24 protein-coding genes are annotated in these 23104 nt (G+C 70.2%); 10 read left to right on the top strand and 14 right to left on the bottom strand.

From position 1 onward, the window contains the following. Positions 1–203: 203 nt before the first annotated feature. The 3 genes from ACIG5F_RS34800 to ACIG5F_RS34790 form a co-directional block, all read right to left on the bottom strand. A complete protein-coding gene (locus ACIG5F_RS34800) occupies positions 204–1250 on the bottom strand; it encodes a Gfo/Idh/MocA family protein (protein WP_396524185.1) in 1047 nt (348 codons plus the stop codon). An 86-nt stretch (positions 1251–1336) separates the two neighbouring features. Further along, the gene (locus ACIG5F_RS34795; protein ID WP_396524184.1) at positions 1337–2188 is read right to left on the bottom strand and encodes an LLM class flavin-dependent oxidoreductase; all 852 of its coding nucleotides are present in this window, start codon (positions 2186–2188) and stop codon (positions 1337–1339) included. A gap of 56 nt (positions 2189–2244) precedes the next feature. After that, on the bottom strand, positions 2245–3198 hold the full coding sequence (locus tag ACIG5F_RS34790) for a helix-turn-helix transcriptional regulator (protein ID WP_396524183.1): 954 nt from the start codon (positions 3196–3198) through the stop codon (positions 2245–2247). 59 nt (positions 3199–3257) lie between these two features. Between ACIG5F_RS34790 and ACIG5F_RS34785 the strand changes: the two genes are divergently transcribed. Together ACIG5F_RS34785 and ACIG5F_RS34780 are read left to right on the top strand one after the other, a co-directional pair. After that, a complete protein-coding gene (locus tag ACIG5F_RS34785) occupies positions 3258–3929 on the top strand; it encodes an alpha/beta fold hydrolase (RefSeq protein ID WP_396524182.1) in 672 nt (223 codons plus the stop codon). Between the two features lie 95 nt (positions 3930–4024). After that, positions 4025–4384 carry a YciI family protein gene (locus tag ACIG5F_RS34780; RefSeq protein ID WP_396524181.1) on the top strand — a complete coding sequence of 120 codons (360 nt, stop codon included), beginning with the start codon at positions 4025–4027 and terminating at the stop codon, positions 4382–4384. Between the two features lie 80 nt (positions 4385–4464). On the opposite strand, the gene ACIG5F_RS34775 is transcribed toward ACIG5F_RS34780, so the two are convergent. Further along, the gene (locus ACIG5F_RS34775) at positions 4465–5079 is read right to left on the bottom strand and encodes a TetR/AcrR family transcriptional regulator C-terminal domain-containing protein (RefSeq protein ID WP_396524180.1); all 615 of its coding nucleotides are present in this window, start codon (positions 5077–5079) and stop codon (positions 4465–4467) included. Between the two features lie 83 nt (positions 5080–5162). On the opposite strand from ACIG5F_RS34775, the gene ACIG5F_RS34770 reads away from it, so the two are divergent. After that, positions 5163–6086 (top strand): zinc-binding alcohol dehydrogenase family protein, encoded by a 924-nt coding sequence (locus tag ACIG5F_RS34770; protein WP_396524179.1) that lies wholly within the window; start codon positions 5163–5165, stop codon positions 6084–6086. Positions 6087–6132: 46 nt separating this feature from the next. On the opposite strand, the gene ACIG5F_RS34765 is transcribed toward ACIG5F_RS34770, so the two are convergent. Further along, on the bottom strand, positions 6133–6561 hold the full coding sequence (locus ACIG5F_RS34765) for a MarR family winged helix-turn-helix transcriptional regulator (RefSeq protein WP_396524178.1): 429 nt from the start codon (positions 6559–6561) through the stop codon (positions 6133–6135). Between the two features lie 10 nt (positions 6562–6571). Beyond that, entirely contained in the window at positions 6572–7411 is an 840-nt protein-coding gene (locus ACIG5F_RS34760; RefSeq protein ID WP_396524177.1) for a LysR family transcriptional regulator, read from the bottom strand. A 70-nt stretch (positions 7412–7481) separates the two neighbouring features. Here ACIG5F_RS34760 and ACIG5F_RS34755 point away from each other — a divergent pair, with 70 nt between their 5' ends. Continuing rightward, positions 7482–8369 carry an NAD(P)H-binding protein gene (locus tag ACIG5F_RS34755; protein WP_396524176.1) on the top strand — a complete coding sequence of 296 codons (888 nt, stop codon included), beginning with the start codon at positions 7482–7484 and terminating at the stop codon, positions 8367–8369. On the opposite strand, the gene ACIG5F_RS34750 is transcribed toward ACIG5F_RS34755, so the two are convergent. From ACIG5F_RS34750 to ACIG5F_RS34735, 4 genes are all read right to left on the bottom strand, one after another. Further along, positions 8370–8666, bottom strand: coding sequence for a DUF1905 domain-containing protein (locus ACIG5F_RS34750; protein ID WP_396524175.1), 297 nt, complete (start codon positions 8664–8666; stop codon positions 8370–8372). Further along, positions 8666–9184: a DUF664 domain-containing protein gene (locus ACIG5F_RS34745; RefSeq protein ID WP_396524174.1), complete on the bottom strand. Its 519-nt coding sequence runs from the start codon at positions 9182–9184 to the stop codon at positions 8666–8668. Before ACIG5F_RS34745 ends, ACIG5F_RS34750 begins: the two co-directional genes overlap by 1 nt. Further along, complete coding sequence (locus ACIG5F_RS34740; RefSeq protein WP_396524173.1) at positions 9181–9993, bottom strand: DinB family protein; 813 nt, start codon at positions 9991–9993, stop codon at positions 9181–9183. Before ACIG5F_RS34740 ends, ACIG5F_RS34745 begins: the two co-directional genes overlap by 4 nt. Before the next feature lie 78 nt (positions 9994–10071). Next, positions 10072–10770 carry an alpha/beta fold hydrolase gene (locus tag ACIG5F_RS34735; RefSeq protein ID WP_396524172.1) on the bottom strand — a complete coding sequence of 233 codons (699 nt, stop codon included), beginning with the start codon at positions 10768–10770 and terminating at the stop codon, positions 10072–10074. A gap of 198 nt (positions 10771–10968) precedes the next feature. Between ACIG5F_RS34735 and ACIG5F_RS34730 the strand changes: the two genes are divergently transcribed. Together ACIG5F_RS34730 and ACIG5F_RS34725 are read left to right on the top strand one after the other, a co-directional pair. Beyond that, entirely contained in the window at positions 10969–12822 is a 1854-nt protein-coding gene (locus ACIG5F_RS34730; protein WP_396524171.1) for a hypothetical protein, read from the top strand. Positions 12823–12912: 90 nt separating this feature from the next. Beyond that, positions 12913–13485: a CGNR zinc finger domain-containing protein gene (locus ACIG5F_RS34725; protein WP_396524170.1), complete on the top strand. Its 573-nt coding sequence runs from the start codon at positions 12913–12915 to the stop codon at positions 13483–13485. Positions 13486–13906: 421 nt separating this feature from the next. Here the strand turns inward: ACIG5F_RS34725 and ACIG5F_RS34720 are convergent, their stop codons facing one another. Continuing rightward, positions 13907–14488: a TetR/AcrR family transcriptional regulator gene (locus tag ACIG5F_RS34720; protein WP_396524169.1), complete on the bottom strand. Its 582-nt coding sequence runs from the start codon at positions 14486–14488 to the stop codon at positions 13907–13909. A 78-nt stretch (positions 14489–14566) separates the two neighbouring features. Between ACIG5F_RS34720 and ACIG5F_RS34715 the strand changes: the two genes are divergently transcribed. Next, complete coding sequence (locus ACIG5F_RS34715; RefSeq protein WP_396524168.1) at positions 14567–15514, top strand: SDR family NAD(P)-dependent oxidoreductase; 948 nt, start codon at positions 14567–14569, stop codon at positions 15512–15514. Here ACIG5F_RS34715 and ACIG5F_RS34710 read toward each other — a convergent pair. Beyond that, positions 15477–15815, bottom strand: a complete 339-nt coding sequence (locus ACIG5F_RS34710; RefSeq protein ID WP_396524167.1) for a MazG nucleotide pyrophosphohydrolase domain-containing protein — start codon at positions 15813–15815, stop codon at positions 15477–15479. The two genes, ACIG5F_RS34715 and ACIG5F_RS34710, sit on opposite strands and share 38 nt — an antisense overlap. A gap of 200 nt (positions 15816–16015) precedes the next feature. Here ACIG5F_RS34710 and ACIG5F_RS34705 point away from each other — a divergent pair, with 200 nt between their 5' ends. The 3 genes from ACIG5F_RS34705 to ACIG5F_RS34695 all read left to right on the top strand — a co-directional run bounded on the left by ACIG5F_RS34705 (position 16016) and on the right by ACIG5F_RS34695 (position 20763). Further along, positions 16016–17446, top strand: a complete 1431-nt coding sequence (locus tag ACIG5F_RS34705) for an alpha/beta fold hydrolase (protein ID WP_396524166.1) — start codon at positions 16016–16018, stop codon at positions 17444–17446. 452 nt (positions 17447–17898) lie between these two features. Further along, a complete protein-coding gene (locus ACIG5F_RS34700) occupies positions 17899–19044 on the top strand; it encodes a DUF222 domain-containing protein (RefSeq protein WP_396524164.1) in 1146 nt (381 codons plus the stop codon). A 498-nt stretch (positions 19045–19542) separates the two neighbouring features. Continuing rightward, on the top strand, positions 19543–20763 hold the full coding sequence (locus tag ACIG5F_RS34695) for an acetyl-CoA C-acetyltransferase (RefSeq protein WP_396524163.1): 1221 nt from the start codon (positions 19543–19545) through the stop codon (positions 20761–20763). Positions 20764–20780: 17 nt separating this feature from the next. On the opposite strand, the gene ACIG5F_RS34690 is transcribed toward ACIG5F_RS34695, so the two are convergent. Continuing rightward, positions 20781–22073, bottom strand: a complete 1293-nt coding sequence (locus ACIG5F_RS34690) for a hypothetical protein (RefSeq protein ID WP_396524162.1) — start codon at positions 22071–22073, stop codon at positions 20781–20783. A gap of 147 nt (positions 22074–22220) precedes the next feature. After that, positions 22221–23009 (bottom strand): Bax inhibitor-1/YccA family protein, encoded by a 789-nt coding sequence (locus ACIG5F_RS34685; RefSeq protein ID WP_396524161.1) that lies wholly within the window; start codon positions 23007–23009, stop codon positions 22221–22223. Between the last annotated feature and the right edge of the window lie 95 nt (positions 23010–23104).

The following is a 23104-nucleotide window of genomic DNA, read 5'->3' as shown; positions in this document are numbered from 1 at the left end:
CAAACCGGGTCAACTCGTCATTGAGCGACTCCACCTGACCAAGATCCACAGCACAAGATCAAACCACACTCCCTGACAAAGTGACAAAGTACTGTCAAACGCCATGAAGGGGCCCTTCCTGACGTTCAGTGAGAGGAAGGGTCCCTTCACTGCTATCGGGCCGTACCCGGCGTGAGCGGGTTCCCGCCGAACCCCGCGGGAGGTCAGTCGTGCCAGGGTTCCGGGTTCACGCGGGAGACCAGGCCGGTGTTGGCCGCCTCCTCGATGGCCAGGGCGATGCGGTGGTCCTGGATGCCCTCGGCGAGGGGGTAGGGCTCGGGCCCGTCGTCACGGACCCAGGCCGCCATGTCCAGCAGCAGGGTGGCGATGGCGATCTCCTCGTCGTTCCATCGCTTGCCCTGGAAGGGATTGCGGTAGAGGACCTCGTCGCCGAAGGTGATGTGGTCGGTGTCGAAGCCGTCCAGGTCCAGGTCGTAACCGGTCTGCCGGCGCACGATCTCGGTGCGGGCTATGGTCTTCGGCGCGGCCAGGCGCACGACCTCGTTGTCCCGCAACTCACCCAGCGTGCCGCGGACGAGCAGACGCCGCATCAGCAGCTGGTTGTGCCACTGGTTGTCGGTGAAGTCGTAGAGCCCGAGGCCGCCGCCGTCGAACTCGATGGTGGCGATGACCGTGGCCGCGTCCTTGACCTCCATCGGCTCGGCCCAGCCGGCCCGGCTGAGGGGATCGGCCAGCCGGGCGATGGTCCGCACCGCCCGCACGTCGGCCTGACCCCGCCCGATGCCCAGCAGCGTCCGGATCAGCGACACGGCGTGGTACTGGTGCGTCGACGAGACGTCCACACGGGTCGGCTCGCCGATGATTCCCTTGCGCACCAAGGCCAACCGGGCCGCGTGCGCGGGCATCCGGGTGTACTGCTCGGCCACCTGCACCAGGCCGCTGGCCCCGACGCGGGCCCACAGTTCCCGCAGCCCGGCCAGGTCCGGGGCCGGCGGCGTCTCCGCCAACACCGGCACCCCGCGCTCGACCAGCTCCGCCACCAGCCCCGGCGTCACCGACCACGGGGTCGCCGTCACCACGAAGGAGGGCTTCGCGGTCAAGCACTCGTCCAACGTCCGGAACACCGGCACCGGCAGGCCGTCCTTGCCCCGCGACACCACCCCGACGCAGTCCAGGTCGTCCAGCTCCACCGCCAGCCGCCAGAAGAACTCGGCCCGCCAGCCCGTTCCCACGATCGCGAATCCCGTCACGCCACCACGATAGGATCAACCGCGGACCGACACACGCGGACAGCGGACCGACCTGCTGCGTCTGCTCGACGGCCTGTCCGACGACCCTAAAGGGCGATTTCGGCCAGACGCTCGACGTCGTCGATGTCGGCGGTGCCGGGGGAGAGGATGAGCTCGTCGGTGCCGATCTCGGCGAAGGCGGCGATGGTGGCCCGCACGGCGTCGGCGTCGCCGCTCATGCCGGCGGCGACGTGGTCGGCGTAGTCGCCCATGACGGAGTAGTAGTCGTGCAGCTTGGCCCGGCCCTCGTCGGGGCGGCCCAGGGCGAAGTAGGAGAGGGCGACCAGGCGCGGCTCACCGGGGCGGCCGGCGTCCTTCCAGGCGGCGCGGGCCTGCTCGAAGAAGCCGGCGACGTCCGAGGGCGAGCCGCCGCCGGCGATGTAGCCGACGCCCCACTTGGCCATGCGGGCGAAGGAGACCGGGGCGGTGCCGCCGACCAGCAGCGGCACCTCGCGGGCGCCGGCCGGCACGCCGGGGTTGCCGCCGCCGCCGACCGGCTGGCCGGTCCACAGCTCCCGGTAGTGCTCCAGGTCGGCGTCGATGCGCTTGCCCAGGCCCTGGGGCCCGAGCCCGTCGACGACGAAGTCGTCCGGCCGGCCGCCGAGGCCGATGCCGACGGTGAGCCGCCCGCCGGACACGCCGTCGATGCCGGCCAGCTCCTTGGCCAGCAGCCTGCCCGGCCACACGGTGGCCAGCAGGATGTTGGTGGTCAGGCCGATGGTGCTGGTGGCGCCGGCCGCGGCGGCCAGCGCGACGGTGTCCATCACGCCGGGGTAGGCGATGCGGCCGATCGTGCCCACGGTCGAGAAGCCCGCCCGCTCCGCGCGCTGCGCCCAGGCCGGGATGATCGTCGGGTTGACGTCGCGCACCTGGTTGGGGAGTCCGATGCCGATCTTCATCGCGTCCTGCTCCTCGGTTGAGGTTGAGAGCTCAATAGTAATTTATCTTGACTGTATCACTCCATGACCTTCAGCGACGCGGTCAGTCTCGCCACCAAGGTCGCCATGGCGGCGCGCAGCTCCGGGCCGCCTTCGACGCGGAACGGCAGCGACACGGTCGCCAGCCACTCCTGGGCGTACATGGTGGGATTGTTGGTGCTGCCGACCAGGACGCAGCCGTCGCCGCACGGCTCCAGCCGGCCCATCGGCCCCCGGATCCACGGCGCGACCTGCTCGACCGGGGCGTCGAAGACCACCCGGGTGGGGAACTCCCAGCCCGCGCCCAGGTTCTCCTCCAACGACGTGACCGGGTCGAGGTCGGCCGGCGGTTCGAAGGGATGCGAGGTCTGCTCGACCGACCGGACCCGGTCGATGCGGTAGGTGCGGACGGCCTGAGCCCGGTGGGACAGGCACAACAGGTACCAGCGCCCATGTCGCACGACCACCGCCCACGGATCGACCTCGGTGGTCCATTCGTTGCCGCCCTCGCTGCGATACGTGACGACCACACTGCGGCCGGCCGCGACCGCGGCGACCAAGGCGCTGGTGGTGGCCGGATCGGGCCGGGCGGCGTTGCGGTCGGGCGCGGCGGCGGCGTGCTCGCGCAGGGCGGCCGCCTGCCGGCCGACGCTCTCCGGCAGGGCCCGGATGACCTTGCCCAGCGCGCCGCCGAGCAGGTCGTCGCCGGCCGGCTGGCCGTCGAGCACGGCCATGACCAGCACCAGCGCCTCGGCCTGGGTGAAGACGATGGGCGGCAGCTTCAGGCCGCGCCCCAGCGTGTACCCGCCGTGCGGGCCGCGCACCGACTCGACTGGGATGCCGGCCTCGCGCAGGATGCCGACGTACCGGCGGGCGGCGCGCTCGGTGACGCCCAGCCGCCGGGCCAGTTCCTCGGCCGTGGTGCCGGGGCGGGTCTGGAGGATCTCCAGGGTCCGCAGCGCTCGCGCGGTGGGGCTGATGTCCGTGCTCACTCCGGCAGGCTAGGCGAACAGGAAGCGGAACGTCCGGAATTGCCCCTACGGTGCCGGTCATGGAACTTGTGCTCGCCGCCGGCCTGTGGCTGGACGGGTCCGTGGTCTGGAACGACGTCGTGTCCGCGCTGGAGCCGCTCGGCCACCGGGCCGTGCCGCTCACGCTGCCCGGCCAGGGCGACGGCAACGCCGCCGCCACCTTGGACGACCAGCTGGCCGCCGTGCTGTCCGCTGTGGACAGTGCCGCCGAGAAACCCGTTGTGGTAGGCCATTCCGCCGCCTGCACGCTGGCCTGGCTGGCCGCCGACGCGCGGCCGGACCGGATCGCCCGGGTGGTGTTGATCGGCGGCTTCCCGACCACCGGCGGCCGGGCCTACGCCGACTTCTTCGAGATCCGGGACGGCGCCATGGCCTTCCCCGGCTGGACCCCGTTCGAGGGGCCGGACACCGCCGACCTGGACCAGCCGACCCGTGACCATTTGGCCGCCACCGCGATCCCGGTGCCGGCGGGCGTGGCCAACGGGATCGTGCGGTACGCCGACGAACGCCGCTTCGACGTGCCGGTCACGCTGGTCTGCCCCGAGTTCAGCCCGGCCCAGGCCCGCAAGTGGATCGACGCCGGCGAGATCCCCGAGCTGGCCACGGCCAAGCACGTGGAGCTGGTGGACATCGACTCCGGGCACTGGCCCATGGTGACCAGGCCGGCCGAGCTGGCGCGGTTGCTGGTCTGAATTTGCTTGCGGAAACGTTGTCGATTCCGGGTGCGGCCGCTCGACGCGCAGGTGAGGGTAGGGGCGGTCCCGACCCCTGACGCGAGGAGCACGACATGCGGTTTCTCATGGTGCACCGGATGGACGAGAGCCTGCCCGAGGCCTGGAACCCCAGCCCGGAGTTCATCGAGCGGATGGGCGCGAAGATCCAGGACTGGACCGAGCGGGGCATCCTGATCACCGCCGAGGGCGTGCACCCGTCGGTGAAGGGCGCGCTGGTCCGCAAGTCCAGCGGCGGCGCCACCAGCGCCACCGACGGGCCGTTCACCGAGGCCAAGGAGGTCATCGGCGGCTTCGCTCTGATCAACGCGGCCGACCGGGCCCAGGCCGTCGCCTACGCCCAGGAGTACGCCGCCCTGTTCACCGAGATCGAGGTCGAGGTCCGTCAGGTCGTCGAGTTCGAGGATTTTCAGTAGGCCTGACCGTCAGTCGCGCTGACGATCAGCGGGTCGGTCGGGTCTCTGCGACCCGGCCGGCAGTCGTCGTCCGGCGGCCGTCAGTGTTCCTGCGCTGGATCGCCGACCTCGGCGCGGATGCCGGCGACGACAAGCCTTAGCCCGTGCCGGAAATGCTCCTCGGGGTGGGGTGCGGGCACGTGGGCCAGGGCGGTGTGGAGATGGGGGTGCCGGACCGGATCGACGGCGGACTGGAGGCGGGAGGGGTCCTCGCCGGCCAGTTGCTCTTCAAGGGTGTGGGCGACGACGTGGTAGGTGACGGTGTCGGCGGACCAGGCGGCGGCGCGGGGGGAGAGGCCGGCGGCAAGCAGCGCGCCGATGAGGGCGTCGCCGTAGGCGAGAGCGTTGGGCAGGGGGAAGAAGGCGCTGGAGAACACCCGCGCGCCGTCGCGGCGGGAGAGCAGGGCGAGGCGGAGGCGAGAGGCGAGGGCGGTGACGCGCTCGTCCCAAGGGAGGTCCTCGACCTCGGCGACGCCGGCGATGAGCTCGTCGGCCATGGCCTCCAGCAGGGCCTGCTTGCTGCGGAAATGCCAGTAGGTGGCCCCGTTCTGCACGCCGAGGGCGACGGCCAGCCGGCGCATGGACAGCTGGTCGAGACCGGCCTCGTCGAGCAGGTCGAGAGCGGCGGCCAGCACCTGGGAGCGGTTGATTCGCACGGGACCTCCGGTTGACGACGGTCGCCAGTATGCCGCAGACTTCAACGGCGTTGAAGTTCAACGGTGTTGAAGAAGGTGGGGGAATGCGTCGAGTTGTCTACCGTCGACACGGCGGCCCGGAGGTGCTGGAGGTCGACGAGGCGCCGCGCCCGGAGCCGGGGGAGGGCGAACTGCTGGTGGCGGTGCACGCCATCGGCGTCAGCCTGCCGGTGGTGCGCCTGAGCAGGGCGGACAGCACAGCGTTGCCGCACGTGCCGGGCGGCGAGGTGGTCGGGCGGATCGTGGCGATCGGCCAGGGCGTCACGGGCTGGAAGCTGGGGCAGCGGGCGGCGGGGTTGGCCTTCACGGGCGCCTACGCCGAGTACGCCACCGTGGCCGCGCCGTTCCTGTCCCCGATCCCGGACAACGTCGACGACGCGGCGGCGGTCGCCCTGGTCCGCAGCGGCCAGGTTGCCCTCGGAGCCTTGCGGGTCGGTGGGTTCCAGGCCGGCGAGAGCGTGCTGGTCACCGCGGCGGCCGGCAGTGTCGGCAACCTCGCGATCCAGCTGGCCACCATCTTCGGTGCGAGTCGGGTGGTCGGGGCGATCGGCGATGACAGCAAGGCCGCCTTCGTACGAAGCGTGGGCGCGCACGAGGTCATCCGCTACGGCCAGATCGGCGACCCGGTCGACGTGGTGCTCGACGGAGCCGGCGGCGAGGCGCAAAACGCCGCCCTGCAACAACTTGCGCCGTTCGGTCGGCTGGTCTCGTTCAACGCTGTCGGGCAGCCGGTGGACGTCAACGACCTGCGGTATAACGCTCGTGCCGTTATCGGATTCGCCATGGCGCACCTGGCCTCCCGTCGCCCGGAGGTCTACGCCCGCCACCGTCAGGAGTTGTGGGACCTGAATGCCCAGGGCGTGCTCAAGCCGGCCATCCACGCCACCTTGCCGTTGGATCAGGCGGCCGAGGCGCACCGGATCATGGAATCCCGGGCCAGCCAAGGGAAAATCGTGCTGACGCCCTAGGCTCGCTCGGCGATGCGCAGGCTCAAGGGCCGGGTGCGGCGCGAGCTTAGATGCCCTCGGCGATTCGTTCGATCAGCGGCGCGGCGGCGGCCAGCACGGCGAGCTCATCGGCCGAGAACGTGCCCAGTGCGGCGGCCAGCTGCTGGGCGTGCGCGGCTCGCTTGCGCCGCAACACTTCGCGCCCGGAGTCGCTCAGGGACATGATGATCCGCCGCCCGTCGTGCGGGTCGTTGCGCCGCTCGACCAGCCCCCGCTGCTCCAGCCCGCCGAGGGTGGCGGCCATGGCCTGCGGCGAAATCTGCTCGGTCCGGGCCAGTTCGGCCGAGGTCGCCGGGCCGCCACGGTCCAAACGGGACAGTGCCGACCGCTCGGGCAGCGTCAGCTCGCCGGGCGTCGGGGTCTGGCGCAGCCGGCGCGCGAGCAGGCTGATGCTGTCCTGCAACGCGGCGGCCAGCTCGTCGGGGCGGACGACCATGGACGCGAGCCTAGCGCGGCCGCGTCAGCGCGCGGTCGGCCACAGTCGTCGCGGCCCGCACGAACGCGGCGACGGCCCTCGACCGCGCCTCCCGCGGCCAGGCTACGGTGACGGTAGTCGGCTCCAGATCGGTGACCAGCCGGTACGCGATGTCCGGCCGCATGTGCCGCAGGGCCACCGATTCCGGCGGGAACCAGACGATCTGGCCCAGCTCGACGAGGCTGAAGATCTGCGACAGGTCCATCCGCCGCTGCGGCTGGAGATCGTCCGGGCCCGGCCGGCCCGAGAGGTCGGCCATGCGCAGGGTGTCCCGGGCCGCCAGCGGATCCGTCGCCGCCAGCGCGACCACCTTGGGCTCGGTCACGAGCACCTCGTAGTCGATGTCCCGGTCGTCGAACGGCAGCGTGATCAGGGCGACGTCGGCCCGCCCCTCGCGCAGCGCCGGGGCCTGCTCGTCACGGCCGCCGTGGTGCACCGACACCGGGATGGCGGCGTCATCTTGCTCGTACAGAGCCAAGATCTGCGGCAGCAGCCCGGCGTCGTAGTCGGCCTTCAACGTGAGCCGCAGCGTGGGCTCGGGGTTGCCGGCGTGTTGGGCCCGCCGCCCGGCCGCCGCCACGGCCTCCAGCACGGCCCGGCCGTCGCGCAGCAGCACCTCGCCGGCATCGGTGAGCGTGACCTGCCGGGTGGTGCGCACCAGCAGTTGCACGCCCAGCTGCCGTTCGAGGTCGCGGATCGCCCGGGACAGCGGCGGCTGAGCCATGCCGAGCCGCTCGGCCGCCCGCCCGAAGTGCAGTTCCTCAGCGACGGCGACGAAGTACCGGAGCTGCCGCACCTCCAGGTCACTCATATCGTCAGGGTATCAATCTTAACCGGATTGGTCATTCCGGTTGACCGGAGATCCGGCTTCACTGAGTGCCATGATCGTTGTGACCACACCCACCGGGGCCATCGGCAGCAAGGTCGTGCGGAACCTGCTGGAGCGCGACGCCAAGGTCCGCGTGATCGTGCGCGACCCGGCCAAGCTGGCCGAATCCGTCCGCGACCGGGTCGAGGTCGTGCCCGGCTCGCACGGCGACGCCGACGTCGTCAACACCGCTTTCGCCGGCGCCGAGGCCGTGTTCTGGCTCGCGCCGCCGAACCTCCACGCCGACAGCCTCGCGTCCTTCTACGCCGACTTCGCCCGCCCGGCCGCCGCGGCCTTCGCCCGCCACGGCGTCGGCCGCGTGGTCGGCGTCTCCGCCCTCGGTCGCGGCACGCCGGTGGCCGACCGGGCCGGCTTCGTCACCGCGGCCCTGGGGATGGACGACGTGATCGCCGCGTCCGGCGTCAACTTCCGTTCCCTGGCGCTGCCCGGCTTCATGGACAACGTGCTGCGGGATCTCGACGAGATCGTCGACCACGGCGTCTACCGCACCCCGCTGCGCCCCGACCTCAAACTCCCGCACTGCTGCACCGGGGACATCGCCGGCGTGGCGACCCGGCTGCTGCTCGACGACACCTGGACCGGCCAGGACCATGTCGCCGTGCTCGGGCCGGAAGACGTGTCCAGCAACGACATGGCGGCGATCATGGGTGACGTGCTCGGCCGCCCCGTCCGCTGCGAGCACACCCCGCCCGAGGCGTTTCTGGCCGGGCTCAAGGCTTCCGGCATGTCTGAGGCGGTCGTCCATGGCTTCTACGACATGATGACCGCCAAGAACAGCGGCCTGGACCAGGGCGAGCCGCGCACCCCGGAATCCAGCAGCCCCACCAGTTTCCGCCAGTGGTGCGAGGACGTGCTCAAGCCGGCGGCCGCCGCCCGCTGATCACGCCGGCGCCACGTCCATCTCCAGCCGGAGGTCGACGACCATGCCGTCGTCGACCTCCTCGGCCCGCCGCACCTTGGCCTTCAGCGGCACGATGTAGCCGCCGTCCTTGGGAAACATGGACGTCCGCCACGTGCTGCCGCCGAGGGTGACGGTGCACGGCAGGCAGCCCCAGCCGTAGCTCAACGCGGCCGACACCTCGCGCAGGTCCCGGCACTGCTCCTCGGGCACGGTGACGAAGTAGAACGGCGAAGGCCCGCGCCAGTACCAGATCTCGCCGCTGAAGCTGAGCCGCATCACGGCGCGTCCTCGCCGACCCGGCCGTCGATGGCCTCGCGGATCAGGTCGGCGTGGCCGAGGTGCCGGGCGTACTCCTCGATCATGTCGGTGACGATCCGGCGCAGGCTCGGCGTGCCCCAGCCGTCGGGGAACTCGTGCCCCTTGGCCCGGTCCAGCCCGCCGTCGGCCAGCGCCTCGTCGACCAGCCGCCGGGACCGCTCGACCGCCGCCCGCCACTCCCGCCACGTCTTCTCGACATCGCTGTCGGCCGACCACTCCCAGTCGGACTCCCACTCGGCCCCGCTGAATCCGGGGCCGCCGTTGAGTTTCCACACGAACGACGAGGCCTCGCACCGGGTCAGGTGCCGCAGCAGGCCGCCGAGGGTGATCGCCGACCTGCCGATCCTGGTCCCCATCGCGGCGGCGTCCAGGTCGGCGCACTTCCAGGCCAGCGTCCGGCGGTTGCGCTCCAGGGTGGCCAGCAGCGTGGTGACCTCGTCGCCGGCCATCGGCGGTTCGGTGAGCACTTCGGTCATGGGGCCACGCTACGACCAGTTCCGGACGATTCACGACCGGAACTCTCCAACGCGGTGAGATCGCGTTCGGCGTAGAGCCGGTGCTCCCATTCCTCGTTCAGCACGGTCAGCAGGCACTCCCGCACCGGGAAGCTGCGCCCGGCCGGCGGCCAGCCGGGACCGTCGACCGGCTTGGTGTCGCCGGCCAGCTGCTCCTCGGTCAGGTCGTCGACGACCTCGCGCATCGAGGCCATCCGGTCCCGCCGCAGCTCCAGCACCTCGTCCAGGGACGGCCGCGCCGCCCGGTCGCGGGGCACGCCCGGCGTGTCCGGCATTCCGTCCCACGGCAGGGAAAGCTCGTGCCACGGCGACGGATCGCCCAGGATGCCGCGCAGGATCCAGGACTCCGTGGCGAACACGAGATGCCGCAGCGTCTCGGTGAAGGACCACTCGCCGTTGACGGATTCGTGCAGCAGCGCGGGATCGAAGGCGCGGGCCCGCCGAACTGTGCCGTCCCACAGGCGTTCCACCACATCCCACGCCTCACGGAAGCCGGCCGGATCGGTGGGCCGCATCTTCGCCCGATCGGGGTGTCTGCGGTCGAGTTCGGCCTCCACCAGCGGGCCGATGTCGACGCCGTTCACGGTCACGTTGACCAGCTCGGCGTCGATCTCCACATCGCGCATCTCCATGCCGCGCAGCGTGGCGTCGCGCAGCAGGACGCCGCGGAACCGCACGCCGGTCAGGTCGACGGAACGGAACTCGGCCCCGATCAGGTCCACGCGTTCGAACCGGGCGCCGCTGAGGTCTTGCCGGGTGAAGTCAGCCATGCCTGAGCAATGTAGGTGCCGGCGCAAGCCCCCGCCCGGGCAGCTCAGCCTGCTGGTCGAGGGTGAGAAGATCCGGCACTACCAGGTGTCGCGGCTCTGCAGGAACGGCGTCACCACATCGCGGAACTCGGCCGGCCGCTTGCTGTGCACGCGGTGCCCGGCCGCGATGGCGACCAGCCGGCCGTGCGGCAGGCGACGGATCATCTCGTGCAGGTGGTCCAGCCGAACCGGGCTGGCCGGGCCGCCGTGCACGAGCAGCGTCTGGGCGGTGATCGCCGCCAGTCGGGACCACCACTGGGGATCCGGCGTGCGGCACTCGGCGATCAGCGGACCGGCCATCTTCCGGTCGAAGGTGGGCCAGAACGCCAGCCCGGCCAGGGACCGCTTCGGCGGCGGGCCCGGCTCGTGGGGCGGCGGCGGGGTCTCCTCCAGGACCAGCCTTCGCACGCGGCCCGGTGTGTGCTGGGCGATCAGGCAGGCGACCCGGCCGCCGAGCGAATGCCCGACCAGGTCCACCTGGCCCAGCCCCAGCTCGTCCAGCAGGCCGACGATGTCGTCCCGGAACCCCGGCAGCGAGTAGCCCGCCGCGCGCGAGCTGCGGCCGTGCCCGCGCAGATCCGGGATGATCACCCGCCGGCCGGCCAGGGCCGCCGCCAGCCGCCGCCACGTGCCGCCGTCGCCGGCCATCGCGTGCAGCAGCACCACCGGCCGTCCGTCGGGATTGCCGGTCTCCCGATACGCGATGTCGACCTCACCGACACGGACGGTCACAGGCATCCGTCCAGCCTATCGAGATGATCATGCCGAGACAGGGGGCCGCCCGTCCCGGAATCGGTGCGGGCCATGGCGTCGCGGCCGGCCACAGGGTAGAACTAGCCAACCCCATGACAAACCCTGACCAAGGACCCCTCCGGCCCGCCTGAGAGAGCGCTCTCACGCGGGCCTGTCATCGACGACAGGACGGTTCGCATGATCATGGCCCGAAGACTCGGCCGGGCGCTGGCGCTCGGCATCGCCCTAGCCGCAACCCTGCCCGCGGCGGCGACGACACTGCCTGCGGCGGCGGTCGCGGCGCCGCCGCCCCATCCCGGCGGGGGCACGCCCGACCTGGGCGGCAACGTCACCGTGTTCGACCCGTCGATGCCGGTCGGCCAGATCCAGGCGGCGCTGGACAAGGCGTACGCCCAGCAGGTCGACAACGAGATGGGCAGCCAGCGCTACGCCTTCCTGTTCAAGCCCGGCGCCTACGGCACCGCGACCCAGCCGTTGCAGATCAAGGTCGGCTACTACACCGAGATCGCCGGCCTCGGCGCGTCCCCCGACGACGTCGTGATCAACGGCAAGATCGACTCGTACAACCGCTGCCTTGAGGGCGGCGGCACCAGCAACTGCCTGGCGCTGGTGAACTTCTGGCGCACGGTGTCCAACCTGTCGCTCAACATCAACGCGGCCGGGCAGGACGGCTGCCGCGCCTCCGCCGACTTCTGGGCCGTGTCCCAGGCCGCCTCGATCCGCCGGGTCGACATCACCGGCGGCGGACTGTCGCTGATGGACTACTGCACCGCCGGCCCGCAGTACGCCAGCGGCGGCTTCATCGCCGACTCCAAGCTGCCCTCGGTGACCAACGGCTCGCAGCAGCAGTGGCTGATCCGCAACAGCGAGATCGCCGGCTGGTCCAACGGCGTGTGGAACCAGGTCTTCTCCGGGGTGGTCGGCGCGCCGGCCGAGACGGCGTTCCCCAACCCGCCGTACACCACGCTCGACACCACCCCGGCCAGCCGCGAGAAGTCCTACCTTTTTGTCGACTCGCACGGGAAGTGGAACGTGCGCGTGCCCTCCGTGCAGCACAACAGCCGCGGCATCACCTGGGCTGACGGCATCACGCCCGGCCGCACCGTGCCGCTGTCGGACTTCTTCGTGGCCAAGCCGTCCGACCCGGTGTGGCTGATCAACGCGAACTTGGCGCTGGGCAAGAACCTTCTGCTCACGCCGGGCGTGTACGACATCGCCCGGAGCATCCACGTCTACCGGCCCGACACCGTGATCCTCGGCCTCGGGCACGCCACCCTCACCGCCGACCGCGGGGCCATCCCGCTCGACATCGCCGGCGTGCCCGGCGTGATCGTCGCCGGCGTCACCTTCGACGCCGGGGCCCAGAAGTCCCCGGTGCTGCTGCGCGTCGGCTCCCAGCACGGCCTCGGCTTCAGCTCCGCCGACGACCCGACCACACTGTCCGATGTGTACTTCCGGGTCGGCGGGCCGCACGTGGGCAGCGCCGACACCGCGCTCCAGGTCAACAGCGACAACGTGATCATCGACAACACCTGGGTGTGGCGGGCCGACCACGGCGTGGAGAACCTGACCAACACCCAGCGCTGGAACACCAACATCGGCCGGCTGGGCGCGGTGATCAACGGCGACCACGTCACCGCGACCGGCATGTTCGTCGAGCACTTCCAGACGTACAACACGGTCTGGAACGGCAATGACGGCACCACGATCATGTACCAGAACGAGCTGCCCTACGACCCGCCGACGCAGGCCGACTGGATGAACGGGTCGGTGCAGGGCTACGGCGGCTACAAGGTCGGCGACAAGGTCAAGACCCACCGCCTCTACGGCGCCGGCGTGTACGTGTTCAACCAGAACAACCCGGCCATCCACACCGCCAACGGCTTCGAGGTCCCGACCACGCCCGGGGTGAAGCTGCACCACCTCATGACGGTCAACCTCGCCGCCGGCACCATCGACCACGTCGTCGACGGCGTCGGCGGGCCGGCCGACACCACCAAGATCGGCCAGCCGGTTTTTGTCACCGACTATCCGTGACCCGGCCGCGTGGGGGAGGGACCGGCCTCCCCCATGCGTCTGAAATGACTGTAAGCTCGATACCTGTTTCGTATCGAGGAGGTGGCGGCGATGTCGTGGCCGGCGAGCGGGCGGTACCGGATGGACGCCGCCCCGGCGGGCCTCGGCTTCGTGCACGACCTGCTGAACACCATCCCGGCCGGGCGGCCGCGCAAGCCCGACCTGTTGGCCGAGGTGGCCGACGCCCAGCCGTGGCTGGACGAGGCCCTGGCGGTCTGGGCCGAGCAGACCGGCCGCCCGCGGCCCGAGGTGGCCTTGACCGAACGGGACCTCGACCAGGTTCGTACCTTGCGGGACGAGCTCAAGGGCCTGCTCACCGGCGCCGAGGCGACGGCGCGGGAGCTCTCGTCGGCCACGCTGCGCCTGGACGCCTCCGGTCGGGTGGCCATCGAGCCCCGGGGCGGCGGCGCGCGGCTGGTGTCGTCGCTGGTGCTGATCGAGATGCTGGCTGCCCAGCAGGCCGACACCTGGCGGCGGCTCAAGGTCTGCCGCAATGCCCGCTGCCAGGTCGCGTTCTACGACCGGTCCCGCAACAACAGCGGCGTCTGGCACGCCACCAAGATCTGCGGCAACCTGGAGAACCTGCGGGCGCACCGGGCTCGGGCCAAGGCCGCCGGCCGGTAAGAGCCGAAGCGGCTTCGATTCTTTCTGACAATCTGTCGACTGTCGACATTGTGTTCAGTGACGGAAATGGCCATCCGGTCCGGGGTGGCGGACCGTCGGCCACCACTCGCTCGTACTCCCGGTAAATGCCCTTCGACCAGCAAAACCATCGTCAGACACAAAACCGGCCGACCGATTCGCGACGGCGTTTCGAACCCGCCCTCGTTCGGCCGTTGTCGCAGGTCGCCGACGTTGTAACGGAATTTGCTGGTCGCCTCCCGATCGCTGGGTTACACTGGCCCGCGAATCGCAGAAAAGCGTTTCACGCTGGATAGGCGATACGGGGGAGGGTGGCCCGCTGGGGGTGAGTCACCCTCCCCGTGCGGCTTGTCTCCCATTCCTCTTCCGCGCGTCCCGAGCTGTGACGAAATGGCGGGTCGGCTCAGGCCCGCAGGGACGCCAGCGCGGCGTCGAACAGGTCGGCGAAGGACTCCACGCCCTCCCTGCGCACCCACTCGGCGGTGGCGACGTCCAGGCACGACAACGTGGCGGCGATGATCGCGTCGGCGGTGAGCTCCGGGCGAGCGGCGCCGGCCAGGCGGCGGGTCATCTCGGGCAGCAGGAGTTCGGTCCATTGCAGGTGCTTGCGCATGATGGCCAGCCGCAGGGCCGGCGTCTCGGCGAACAGACGGGCCCGGCGCAGGTCGGTGTCGGCGCGCAGGCCGAGGCAGAGGTTCAGGGCCTGGCGCAGCGCCACGTGCGGCGGCTCGGTGTCGGGGCGGGCGCGCAGGGCGGCGAGGACCTCGGGACCGCGTTCGACCAGGCCGTCGACGGCCATGTCCTCCTTGGTGGCGAAGTAGCGGAAGACGCTGCGCTGGGACATGCCGACGGCCGTGGCGATCTGGTCGACGGTGGTCTGCTCGAAGCCGTGCTCGACGAACAGGTCCACGGCCGCGGCGGCGATCTGGCTCCGGACCGCCCGGCGGGTCGTCTCGCGCAGGCCCGCGCCGCGTTGAAGATCCACCGACCCAGCATATCCTGCCGCTTCTGACAGCTGCTGTCGAACTTGACAGTGACTGACAGGCGCTCGTACCGTCGGGGCATGGCACAAATCCTCACGCCGTTCGACCATGAGTCGACGACGGCTCAGGTTCTGGACGGCATCGACCTCACCGGCCGGCGCGCGATCGTCACCGGCGCGACCTCCGGCCTCGGCACGGAGACGGCCCGAGCGCTCGCCGCGGCGGGGGCCGAGGTGACCTTCGCGGTGCGCAACGTCGAGCTCGGCGCGGCGATCGCCGCCGAGCTGGCGAAGACCACCGGCAACGGCAAGATCCACGTGGGCCGGCTGGACACCGCCGACCCGGCGTCGGTCGCGGCGTTCGCCCGGCAGTGGTCGGGGCCGCTGCACATCCTGATCAACAACGCCGGCATCATGGCGGTGCCGGAGCAGTACACGCCCGAGGGCTGGGAACTGCACTTCGCCACCAACTACCTGGGCCACTTCGCCCTGGCCAACGCCCTGCACGGCGCGCTCGCGGCCGCCGACGACGCCCGCGTGGTGTCGGTGAGCTCCGCGCTGCACCTGGCGTCGCCGATCGTGTTCGACGACATCCACTTCCTGTTCCGGCCGTATCACCCGTTCGTGGCGTACGCCCAGTCCAAGACCGCCGACGTGCTGTTCGCGGTCGGGGCCAGCAAGCGCTGGGCCGCCGACGGCATCACCGTCAACGCCGTGATGCCCGGCTACATCCAGACCAACCTGCAACAGCACGTGACCGAGGACGCGATGGTCGGCATGACCCGGTTCGCCCTGCCCGGCAGCCCCAAGACCGTGGAACAGGGGGCCGCGACCTCGGTGCTGGTGGCCACCTCACCCCTGCTGAAGGGTGTCGGCGGCCGCTACTTCGAGGACTGCGGCGAGGCGTCGGTCGTGCACGACAGCAGCGGCTGGATGATCGGCGTCGCGCCGTGGGCGCTCGACGAGGGCAACGCCGACCGGCTGTGGGAGGTCACGGAGTCGATGCTTGCTCGCGCCAGCCGCGGGTGAAGACCACCCCGGCCTTCTCGGTGATCGCCTCGTCCAGGTCGATGCCCAGCTCCTCGGCCGCGCCGAAGGCCGTGATCACCACGTCGGCCAGCTCGGCCCGCATCTCCTCGGCCGTGCCGGTCCGCCGGGCCTGCCCGGACCAGCGCCGATAGGCCCCGACGAACTCCCCGCACTCCTCGGCCAGCGCCAGCACCTGCCGGTTGGCCGCGCCCTCGGCCGAAAAACCGTTGGCGCGCAGGTGTTCCGAGATCACGCGGGCCAGCTCGCGAAGGTTGCCGGTGTCGATGTCCACGGTGGCCATCCTGCCTGAGCGTGGGAGTGCGGGTCCCCGCAAGGCGCGCGGAGTGGCGTGGGTCGCGCTCTTCGCGGAGGGAAGAAGGCGGTGTGCCGTGACTTCCCCTCACGGCACACCGCCCATTGGCAGTGTAGCACTCGCTCGAACGTGTGTTCGACCTGTGGTGGTCCGGATCACGCGGTAGGGTCGGTCCGGGAGGGGAATTCATGATCATTCATGTCAACGGCGTCGAGATCGAGGCGGACACCTTCGGGGAGCCGGGCCGGGCGACGGTGCTGCTGCTGGCCGGGGCGGGCAGCTCGAAGGACTTCTGGCGACCGGAGTTCTGCCGGCGGCTGGCCGAGCAGACCGGGCTGGTCATCCGCTACGACATGCGGGACACCGGCCAGTCGGTGAGCTATCCAGTGGGCGAACCGGGGTACACCCTGCTCGACCTGGCCGAGGACGCGGTGGCGCTGCTGGACCACTTCGGCGTGGCGCGGGCGCACCTGGTCGGCATCTCCATGGGCGGCGCGGTCGCGCAGCTCATCGGCATCGACCACGGGGACCGCGTCGCCTCGCTGACCCTGATCGCCACCAGCTCCGGCGCGGAGGGCCTGCCCGGGCCGACGGAGCGTATGCGGGCGTACTCCGCCGCGAAGCCGGTGGGAGACCTCATCGAGCAGCAGGTGGCGGCCTGGCGGGCGTTCGCGGCGCACTCGGTGGAGTTCGACGAGGCGGCGGCCCGTGAGGTGATCGCCGAGGAGCACGCGCGGACCAGGAACATCGAGGCCGCCAACAGCAACGTGCACGCGACCGAGCGCATCGACTCCTGGTTCGACCGGCTGTCGCAGATCACGGCGCCCACCACCGTCATCCACGGTGACGAGGACCCGCTGTTCCCGATCGAGCACGGCCGTTCGCTCGCCGCCGTGATCCCCGGTGCGGAGCTGGTGACCCTGCCGCAGGTGGGCCACGAGCTGCCGGCCCGCGCGTGGGACACGGTGATCGGCGTGATCGCCCAGCAGGCCACCACGGACTGGGATCACCGCGCCAGTCGCCTTGCCGCGCAAGCGATCGCCGTCGGCCGGCCCACCGAATGGTTCGACCGCATCTACGTCGAGGGCGTGCGCGGCGACGTCGCCATGCCGTGGAACCGTCAGAAGCCGAGCCTGGCTCTGGAGGAGCGTCTTCAGGGCGTGTCCGGTCAGGGCAAGCGGGGATTGGTCGTTGGCTGCGGGCTCGGGGTGGACGCCGGATTCCTGGCCGGTTTGGGCTTTGACACCACCGCTTTCGACGTCTCGGAGACGGCCATCGAGGTCGCCCGTGAGCGGCATCCCGGCGTCGACTTCCACGTGGCCGATCTGTTCCGCCTACCCGAGCAGTGGTTGTGGGCCTTCGACTTCGTGGTCGAGATCTTCACCGTGCAGGCGCTGCCCGAATCGGTGCGGGCCGAGGCCAGCGCCGCCGTCTCCAGTCTCGTCGCGCCCGAGGGCACGCTTTTTGTCGTCGCCAGCGCACGCGAGGAGGGCACCATCCCCGACGGGCCGCCGTGGCCGCTGACCCGCAGCCAGGTGGACGGCTTCGCGGTCAAGGGCGTGACCGCCGTGTCCGTCGAGCGGCGGGATGACCGCTGGGTCGCGGAATTCACCCGATGAGCCTGTCCAGCAAGGGTTTATCGCGTCTGCGGGACACCCTCACCCGGCATGTCGACAACGGCGAGTGTCCGGGCCTGGTGAGCGTGATCCGCCGGCGCGGCGAGACGCATGTCGACGTGATCGGGGATGTCCGGCGGGACACCGCTTTCCGGGGCGGGGGATCGTTATCCAGCTGACTCCGGGGCCAGTTTGGTTAGTGACTCCGGGTGGATTTTGCGCGGAGACCTCTGGGCGATGGCGTATCAAGGCGCTATCGGGCAGGCTCCGCCTGCCTCGATACGCAAGAAGCTTATGCCATCGCCCCCCTCCGCGCAAAATCCACCCTCCGGAGCCTGAAGGTGTAGATGATTGTCGCCGTGGTGCTGCGGGTGGGGTCGTCTCGATTATGCATGAAACACAGGTTCACCCGTTAGTGGTTCGATTTGGATCTTCAATAGGGGTATCGTTGGGGTATGGAAGAAATCACCCGAGAGCTAGAGTCCGCCGAGCCTTCGGGAGCGATGCTGGACCTGCTCCTCGGCGCGGATCTCTCCACCCTCACACCCGAGCAACAAGTCACCGCATTCGTTATGGCCCGCAAGATCACGGCGGTTGCCGACCACGCTCGGCTGTGCATTCTTCGCAGTTTCGACGACCTGGCTGAGATGTCCATGGCCACCCACGAGTCCGAACAGTCGCTGTTCCGCCAGCAGGAGCGCGCCGAGGTCCTGGACCGCCTGCCTCGGCTGTGTGAGCAGCTGCGACGCGGGGAGATCGACCTGCGCCGGCTGGAGACCGTCGACGAGCGGGTGGTCCACCTTGACCCGGCCACGATCCCCCAGATCGAAGACCAGCTGGTCGGAGTGGCCGCCGAGCTGACCCGGACCCAGTTGGCCCGCCGGACCACCAAGCTGGTCGCCGAGGCCGATCCGCTGGGCTACGAGCAGCGCCGTCAGAAGGCCCGTGACAAGGAGCGGCGGATCGAGTTCTACCCGCTGCCCAACGGCATGGCCGAACTGCGGATCCGGATGTCGGCGATCGACGCCCGGCAGTGCTACGACATCGCCACCGCCGACGCCCGTGCGTTGTGCAAGGACTGCCGCACCACCGACCAGAAGCGGGTGGACGCCTTCCTGGACCGGTTCCTCGGGTACGGCATCGACCGCAAGGTCCAGGTCCACGTCACCCTCTCGATGGAGACGTTGATGGGCTTGACCGAGGACCCGGGCCTGCTCGATGGCTACGGCCCGATCAGCGCCGACTCCGCCCGCGAGCTCGCGATGCTCGGCCCGTGGCGCGGGGTCCTGCTCGATGAGTACCAGCGGGCCGCTGCGATGGCCACCCACCTCTACAAGCCCCCAGCCCGGTGTCGGGAGTTCACCAAGCTCCGTGACGGCGGCACCTGCTGCGCCCCCGGCTGTGTCAACCCGATCCAGGAAATCGACCACACCGTCCCGTGGCCGAAAGGCAAGACGAATCCGGACCAGCTCAAGGGCTACTGTCAACACCACCACCACATCAAGCACGGCGACCACACCGTCACCCTCGACGACGACGGGACCTTGCATTGGGTCACTCCGCAGGGTCGGCATTACATCACCCAGCCCCACCAGTACTGACCACAACCCGCCTCGAATACCGCCTACCGCACCTGTTCTTTGACAATTCCACAGCGAACCGAAACACCCCCTCCGGCAACACAAAGCCGGCAACCCGGGAAAGCAGTCGGCCACGCAGACTTTCCGCTTCGACAATCGGAGGGTGGATTTTGTGTGGAGGGGGGCGATGGCATAAGCTTCTTGCGTATCGAGGCAGGCGGAGCCTGCCCGATAGCGCCTTGATACGCCATCGCCCAGAGGACTCCACACAAAATCCACCCGGAGTCACCAACCAACCGCCCCACCCCATCTCCAACCGAACAAAACCCCCACCCACAAAGCAAACCCCCGGCAACCGTGCGGCGCGGGCACCCGAACCACACCCACGGACCAGCGGCATGCCGGACCCCGAACGTCCGTGCTCCATCGATCGAGGAGAGCTCCACCACAGTCACGGGGTGGGTCCGGTCGCTAGACTCCGCTGGTTACCAATGAGTAGCGAACCGAAGGAGTTTCGCGATGCCCGAGGCCGTGATCGTCTCCGCAGCCCGCTCGCCGATCGGCCGGGCCGGCAAGGGATCGCTGGTGTCCATCCGCCCGGACGACCTGGCGGTGCAGATGGTGCGGGCGGCGCTGGACAAGGTGCCGGCCCTGGACCCGACGCAGATCGACGATCTGATCATGGGGTGCGGCCTGCCCGGCGGCGAGCAGGGGTACAACATCGGCCGGGTGGTGTCGGTGCTGCTGGGCTTCGACCACCTGCCCGGCTGCACGGTGACCCGCTACTGCGCCTCCAGCCTCCAGTCCACCCGGATGGCCTTCCACGCGATCAAGGCGGGCGAGGGTGATGTCTTCATCTCCGCCGGCGTGGAGACGGTCTCCCGGTTCGCCAAGGGCAGCTCGGACGGCCTGCCCGACACCAAGAACCCGATCTTCGGCGACGCCGAGGCGCGGACGGTGGCCACGGCGGAGCACAGCGGCGGCGAGTGGCACGACCCGCGGGGCGACGGCAACATCCCCGACGTCTACATCGCGATGGGCCAGACCGCGGAGAACCTGGCGCTGGCCAAGGACGTCAGCCGCGAGGAGATGGACGAGTTCGGCGTCCGCTCGCAGAACCTGGCCGAGAAGGCCATCGCCGACGGCTTCTGGCAGCGGGAGATCACCCCGGTGACCCTGCCGGACGGCACGGTGGTCTCGGCCGACGACGGCCCCCGGCCAGGCATCACGCTGGAGAAGACGGCCACGCTCAAGCCGGTCTTCCGCCCGGACGGCCGGGTCACCGCCGGCAACTGCTGCCCCCTCAACGACGGCGCGGCGGCGCTGGTGGTCATGAGTGACACCAAGGCCAAGGAGCTCGGCCTCACCCCGCTGGCCCGGATCGTGTCCACCGGCGTGTCCGGCCTGTCCCCGGAGATCATGGGCCTCGGCCCGGTCGAGGCGTCGAAGAAGGCGCTGGCCAAGGCCGGACTGTCCATTTCGGACATCGACCTGGTCGAGATCAACGAGGCCTTCGCGGCCCAGGTCATCCCGTCCTACAAGGACCTGGGCATCCCGCTGGAGAAGCTGAACGTCAACGGCGGCGCGATCGCCGTCGGCCACCCGTTCGGCATGACCGGCGCCCGCATCGCCACCACGCTGATCAACTCGCTCCAGTTCCACGACAAGCAGTTCGGCCTGGAGACGATGTGCGTCGGCGGCGGCCAGGGCATGGCGATGGTGCTGGAGCGCCTGAGCTGATCCCCCAGATCTGACGTTCACAGGCCGGCGTCGACCACGACGCCGGCCTTGTTCGTCTTCAGGTGCACGGGATCGGCGGTGTGCAACAGCTTGCCGCATCCGAGGTTGTCGAACGAGCCGGCCAGCCGTTGGGCCAGGAACGCGAACAGGTTGCTCGCGGCGGCCGGCTCCGGCGACGGGGCGGCCTTGGTGAAGCGGGCATCCAGCCTGGTGCGCTGGAGGCCGGTGGTGAACAGGGAACGGCAGTAGGCCTGCGGGGTCTCGGTCCGGGTGTTGATCTGCGGCATGTTCACGCCGACGCGGTAGAGATTGGTCTTGGCGACGGAGGTCCGGGCGCCGTCCATGGCCATCGGGTCGTTGGTCGGCACGAGGGCGATCGGCGGCTTCTGCCGCGCGGCGGCATGGAGCTCGTCCAGGGCCAGCGACGTGACCTGCTTGCCGCTGGCCAGATCCCGCGCGGTGAACGGCGTGCAGCCCAGCGCCGGGTCGACGAAGGCGTCCAGCAGCACGTTGTCGCTGCCGTTGGTGAGCCGGTTCCCGGTGCCCAGCCGGGTCTCGTTGGCCGGCGTGTCCTGGGCGACGCGGCCGTCCCGGGCCTGGAGGTAGGTCGTGGTGACGTTGTCGCTCTGGTCCTGGTCGACCAGGCCGAAGTCACGGGTGGTCATGCACGGCCGGCCGTCCTTGCCGGTGCCCAGCGGCGGGATGACCAGCTTCTTGCCGGCGATCGCGTTGTCGGCGGCGGCGAAGAACGGTTGGGCGTTGCAGTAGGCGTACTGCCCGAACACGGAGTTGTGGTCGCCGTTCACGCACGTGCCGGTGTCGCCGCGCAGCGTGAGGTTGTCGCCGTTGAAGCCGAACCAGATGCCGACGACCGCGCCGCGGGGCAGCGTGGGCGGGGTCGGCGCGATCGCCGGCCGGCTGCCCTTGTCGATCACCAACGGGTCGTACACCGACAGCGCGCCGGTGGCCGGGTCCAGGATCGTCGCCTGCACGAACGCCGACTGGTCGGCGTTGGTCTCATGGCAGTGTCCCTTGGTCGCGCTCAGCTGGTAGGGCGTGGCCAAGCCCTTGGCCGACAACGGGTTGGCCGGCACCTGCAGGACGCAGTCCGGGTTGGCGATGTCGGCCTGGTTGGCGGCCAGCTGCGGATCACCTTGCACGGCAACTGATGCCACCACGGCCACGGCGGCCGCGAACACCCCCAACACCGGCACGCCGAGGGCGAGCCGGCTGCGCACGGTCAGCTTCTTCAGCTGCGGCAGCGTAAAGGTCGGTCTGATCGTCTTCCAGCGCATCGGTCTGTCGGTCACGGGTCCACTCCTCCACGAGAGCCCACTCCACCGGTAGCGACTACGCCGCCTCGGCGGTTCGGGTTCAGCAGGACGAGAAATCGACCCGTTACAACAGAAAGCGCCGACATCCTCACGGATGCCGGCGCTCCTGACAAGCGTCGTTGACTAATTGCGTTGCAACTGGGCCAGCAGGTTCAGGATCTCGATGTACAGCCAGACCAGGGTGACCATCAGGCCGAAGGCGATGTACCAGGCGAACCTGGCCGGGGCGCCGGCGCGGATGGCCCGGTCGGCCTGGTCGAAGTCCAGCAGCAGGTTGAACGCGGCGATGCCGATGAACACCAGGCTGACCACGATCGCCAGCGTGCCGTTGCCGCGGACCCCGAGGTTGAGGCCGAAGAACGACATCAGCAGGTTGAGCACCATCAGGGCGGCCGCGCCCATGGTGGCGCCGATGATCCACTTGGTCACGCGCGGCGTCACCTTGACCGCGCCGGTCTTGTACACCACCAGCATGGTGGCGAACACGACCATGGTGCTGATGATGGCCTGCACAGCCACGCCCGGCACCAGGTAGTCGATGAGCTTGGTGACGGTGCCGAGGAACACACCCTCGGCCACGGCGTAGCCGATGACGAGCGCCGGGTTGGTCGACTGCCGGAAGGTGATGATCAGCGCCAGCACCAAGCCGACGATCATGCCGACGAACGCGAAGGCGGGCGGCAGGCCGACGGCGGCGGTCAGGCCGCCGACGACGACGGTGGTGCCGAGCGTGATCGCGGTCTTGGTGACCACGTCGTCGATGGTCATCGGCCGGTCGGCGGCGGTGGGCGGCGCGGCCGGGTAGCCGTACCCGGTCGGCTGCTGCCCCTGGTACCCGAAGTTCGCGTAGCCGCCCTGGCCCTGACCCCTGCCGGACAGCGCGCGGAACGCCGGGTTGCTCGATGTGCGCACCTGGTCCTCCTGGAACGTGTGGCGCCTACAGCTCGTACAACGGTAACCGTGGTCGATCAGTTCCCCACGAGGCAAAGGTCACTTTACCAAGAGGG

The organism is Kutzneria sp. NPDC052558 (assembly GCF_044547355.1).
Lineage (GTDB): Bacteria > Actinomycetota > Actinomycetes > Mycobacteriales > Pseudonocardiaceae > Kutzneria.
This window is presented reverse-complemented; position numbering and strand designations above follow the sequence as displayed.

What these genes read in the sequence shown, in the direction of transcription:
- ACIG5F_RS34795 (WP_396524184.1), bottom strand. Translation starts at nt 2,188, where the DNA reads ATGAAGATCGGCATCGGACTCCCCAACCAGGTGCGCGACGTCAACCCG.
- ACIG5F_RS34785 (WP_396524182.1), top strand. Translation starts at nt 3,258, where the DNA reads ATGGAACTTGTGCTCGCCGCCGGCCTGTGGCTGGACGGGTCCGTGGTC.
- ACIG5F_RS34780 (WP_396524181.1), top strand. Translation starts at nt 4,025, where the DNA reads ATGCGGTTTCTCATGGTGCACCGGATGGACGAGAGCCTGCCCGAGGCC.
- ACIG5F_RS34770 (WP_396524179.1), top strand. Translation starts at nt 5,163, where the DNA reads ATGCGTCGAGTTGTCTACCGTCGACACGGCGGCCCGGAGGTGCTGGAG.
- ACIG5F_RS34765 (WP_396524178.1), bottom strand. Translation starts at nt 6,561, where the DNA reads ATGGTCGTCCGCCCCGACGAGCTGGCCGCCGCGTTGCAGGACAGCATC.
- ACIG5F_RS34760 (WP_396524177.1), bottom strand. Translation starts at nt 7,411, where the DNA reads ATGAGTGACCTGGAGGTGCGGCAGCTCCGGTACTTCGTCGCCGTCGCT.
- ACIG5F_RS34755 (WP_396524176.1), top strand. Translation starts at nt 7,482, where the DNA reads ATGATCGTTGTGACCACACCCACCGGGGCCATCGGCAGCAAGGTCGTG.
- ACIG5F_RS34750 (WP_396524175.1), bottom strand. Translation starts at nt 8,666, where the DNA reads ATGCGGCTCAGCTTCAGCGGCGAGATCTGGTACTGGCGCGGGCCTTCG.
- ACIG5F_RS34745 (WP_396524174.1), bottom strand. Translation starts at nt 9,184, where the DNA reads ATGACCGAAGTGCTCACCGAACCGCCGATGGCCGGCGACGAGGTCACC.
- ACIG5F_RS34740 (WP_396524173.1), bottom strand. Translation starts at nt 9,993, where the DNA reads ATGGCTGACTTCACCCGGCAAGACCTCAGCGGCGCCCGGTTCGAACGC.
- ACIG5F_RS34735 (WP_396524172.1), bottom strand. Translation starts at nt 10,770, where the DNA reads ATGCCTGTGACCGTCCGTGTCGGTGAGGTCGACATCGCGTATCGGGAG.
- ACIG5F_RS34730 (WP_396524171.1), top strand. Translation starts at nt 10,969, where the DNA reads ATGGCCCGAAGACTCGGCCGGGCGCTGGCGCTCGGCATCGCCCTAGCC.
- ACIG5F_RS34725 (WP_396524170.1), top strand. Translation starts at nt 12,913, where the DNA reads ATGTCGTGGCCGGCGAGCGGGCGGTACCGGATGGACGCCGCCCCGGCG.
- ACIG5F_RS34715 (WP_396524168.1), top strand. Translation starts at nt 14,567, where the DNA reads ATGGCACAAATCCTCACGCCGTTCGACCATGAGTCGACGACGGCTCAG.
- ACIG5F_RS34710 (WP_396524167.1), bottom strand. Translation starts at nt 15,815, where the DNA reads ATGGCCACCGTGGACATCGACACCGGCAACCTTCGCGAGCTGGCCCGC.
- ACIG5F_RS34705 (WP_396524166.1), top strand. Translation starts at nt 16,016, where the DNA reads ATGATCATTCATGTCAACGGCGTCGAGATCGAGGCGGACACCTTCGGG.
- ACIG5F_RS34700 (WP_396524164.1), top strand. Translation starts at nt 17,899, where the DNA reads ATGGAAGAAATCACCCGAGAGCTAGAGTCCGCCGAGCCTTCGGGAGCG.
- ACIG5F_RS34695 (WP_396524163.1), top strand. Translation starts at nt 19,543, where the DNA reads ATGCCCGAGGCCGTGATCGTCTCCGCAGCCCGCTCGCCGATCGGCCGG.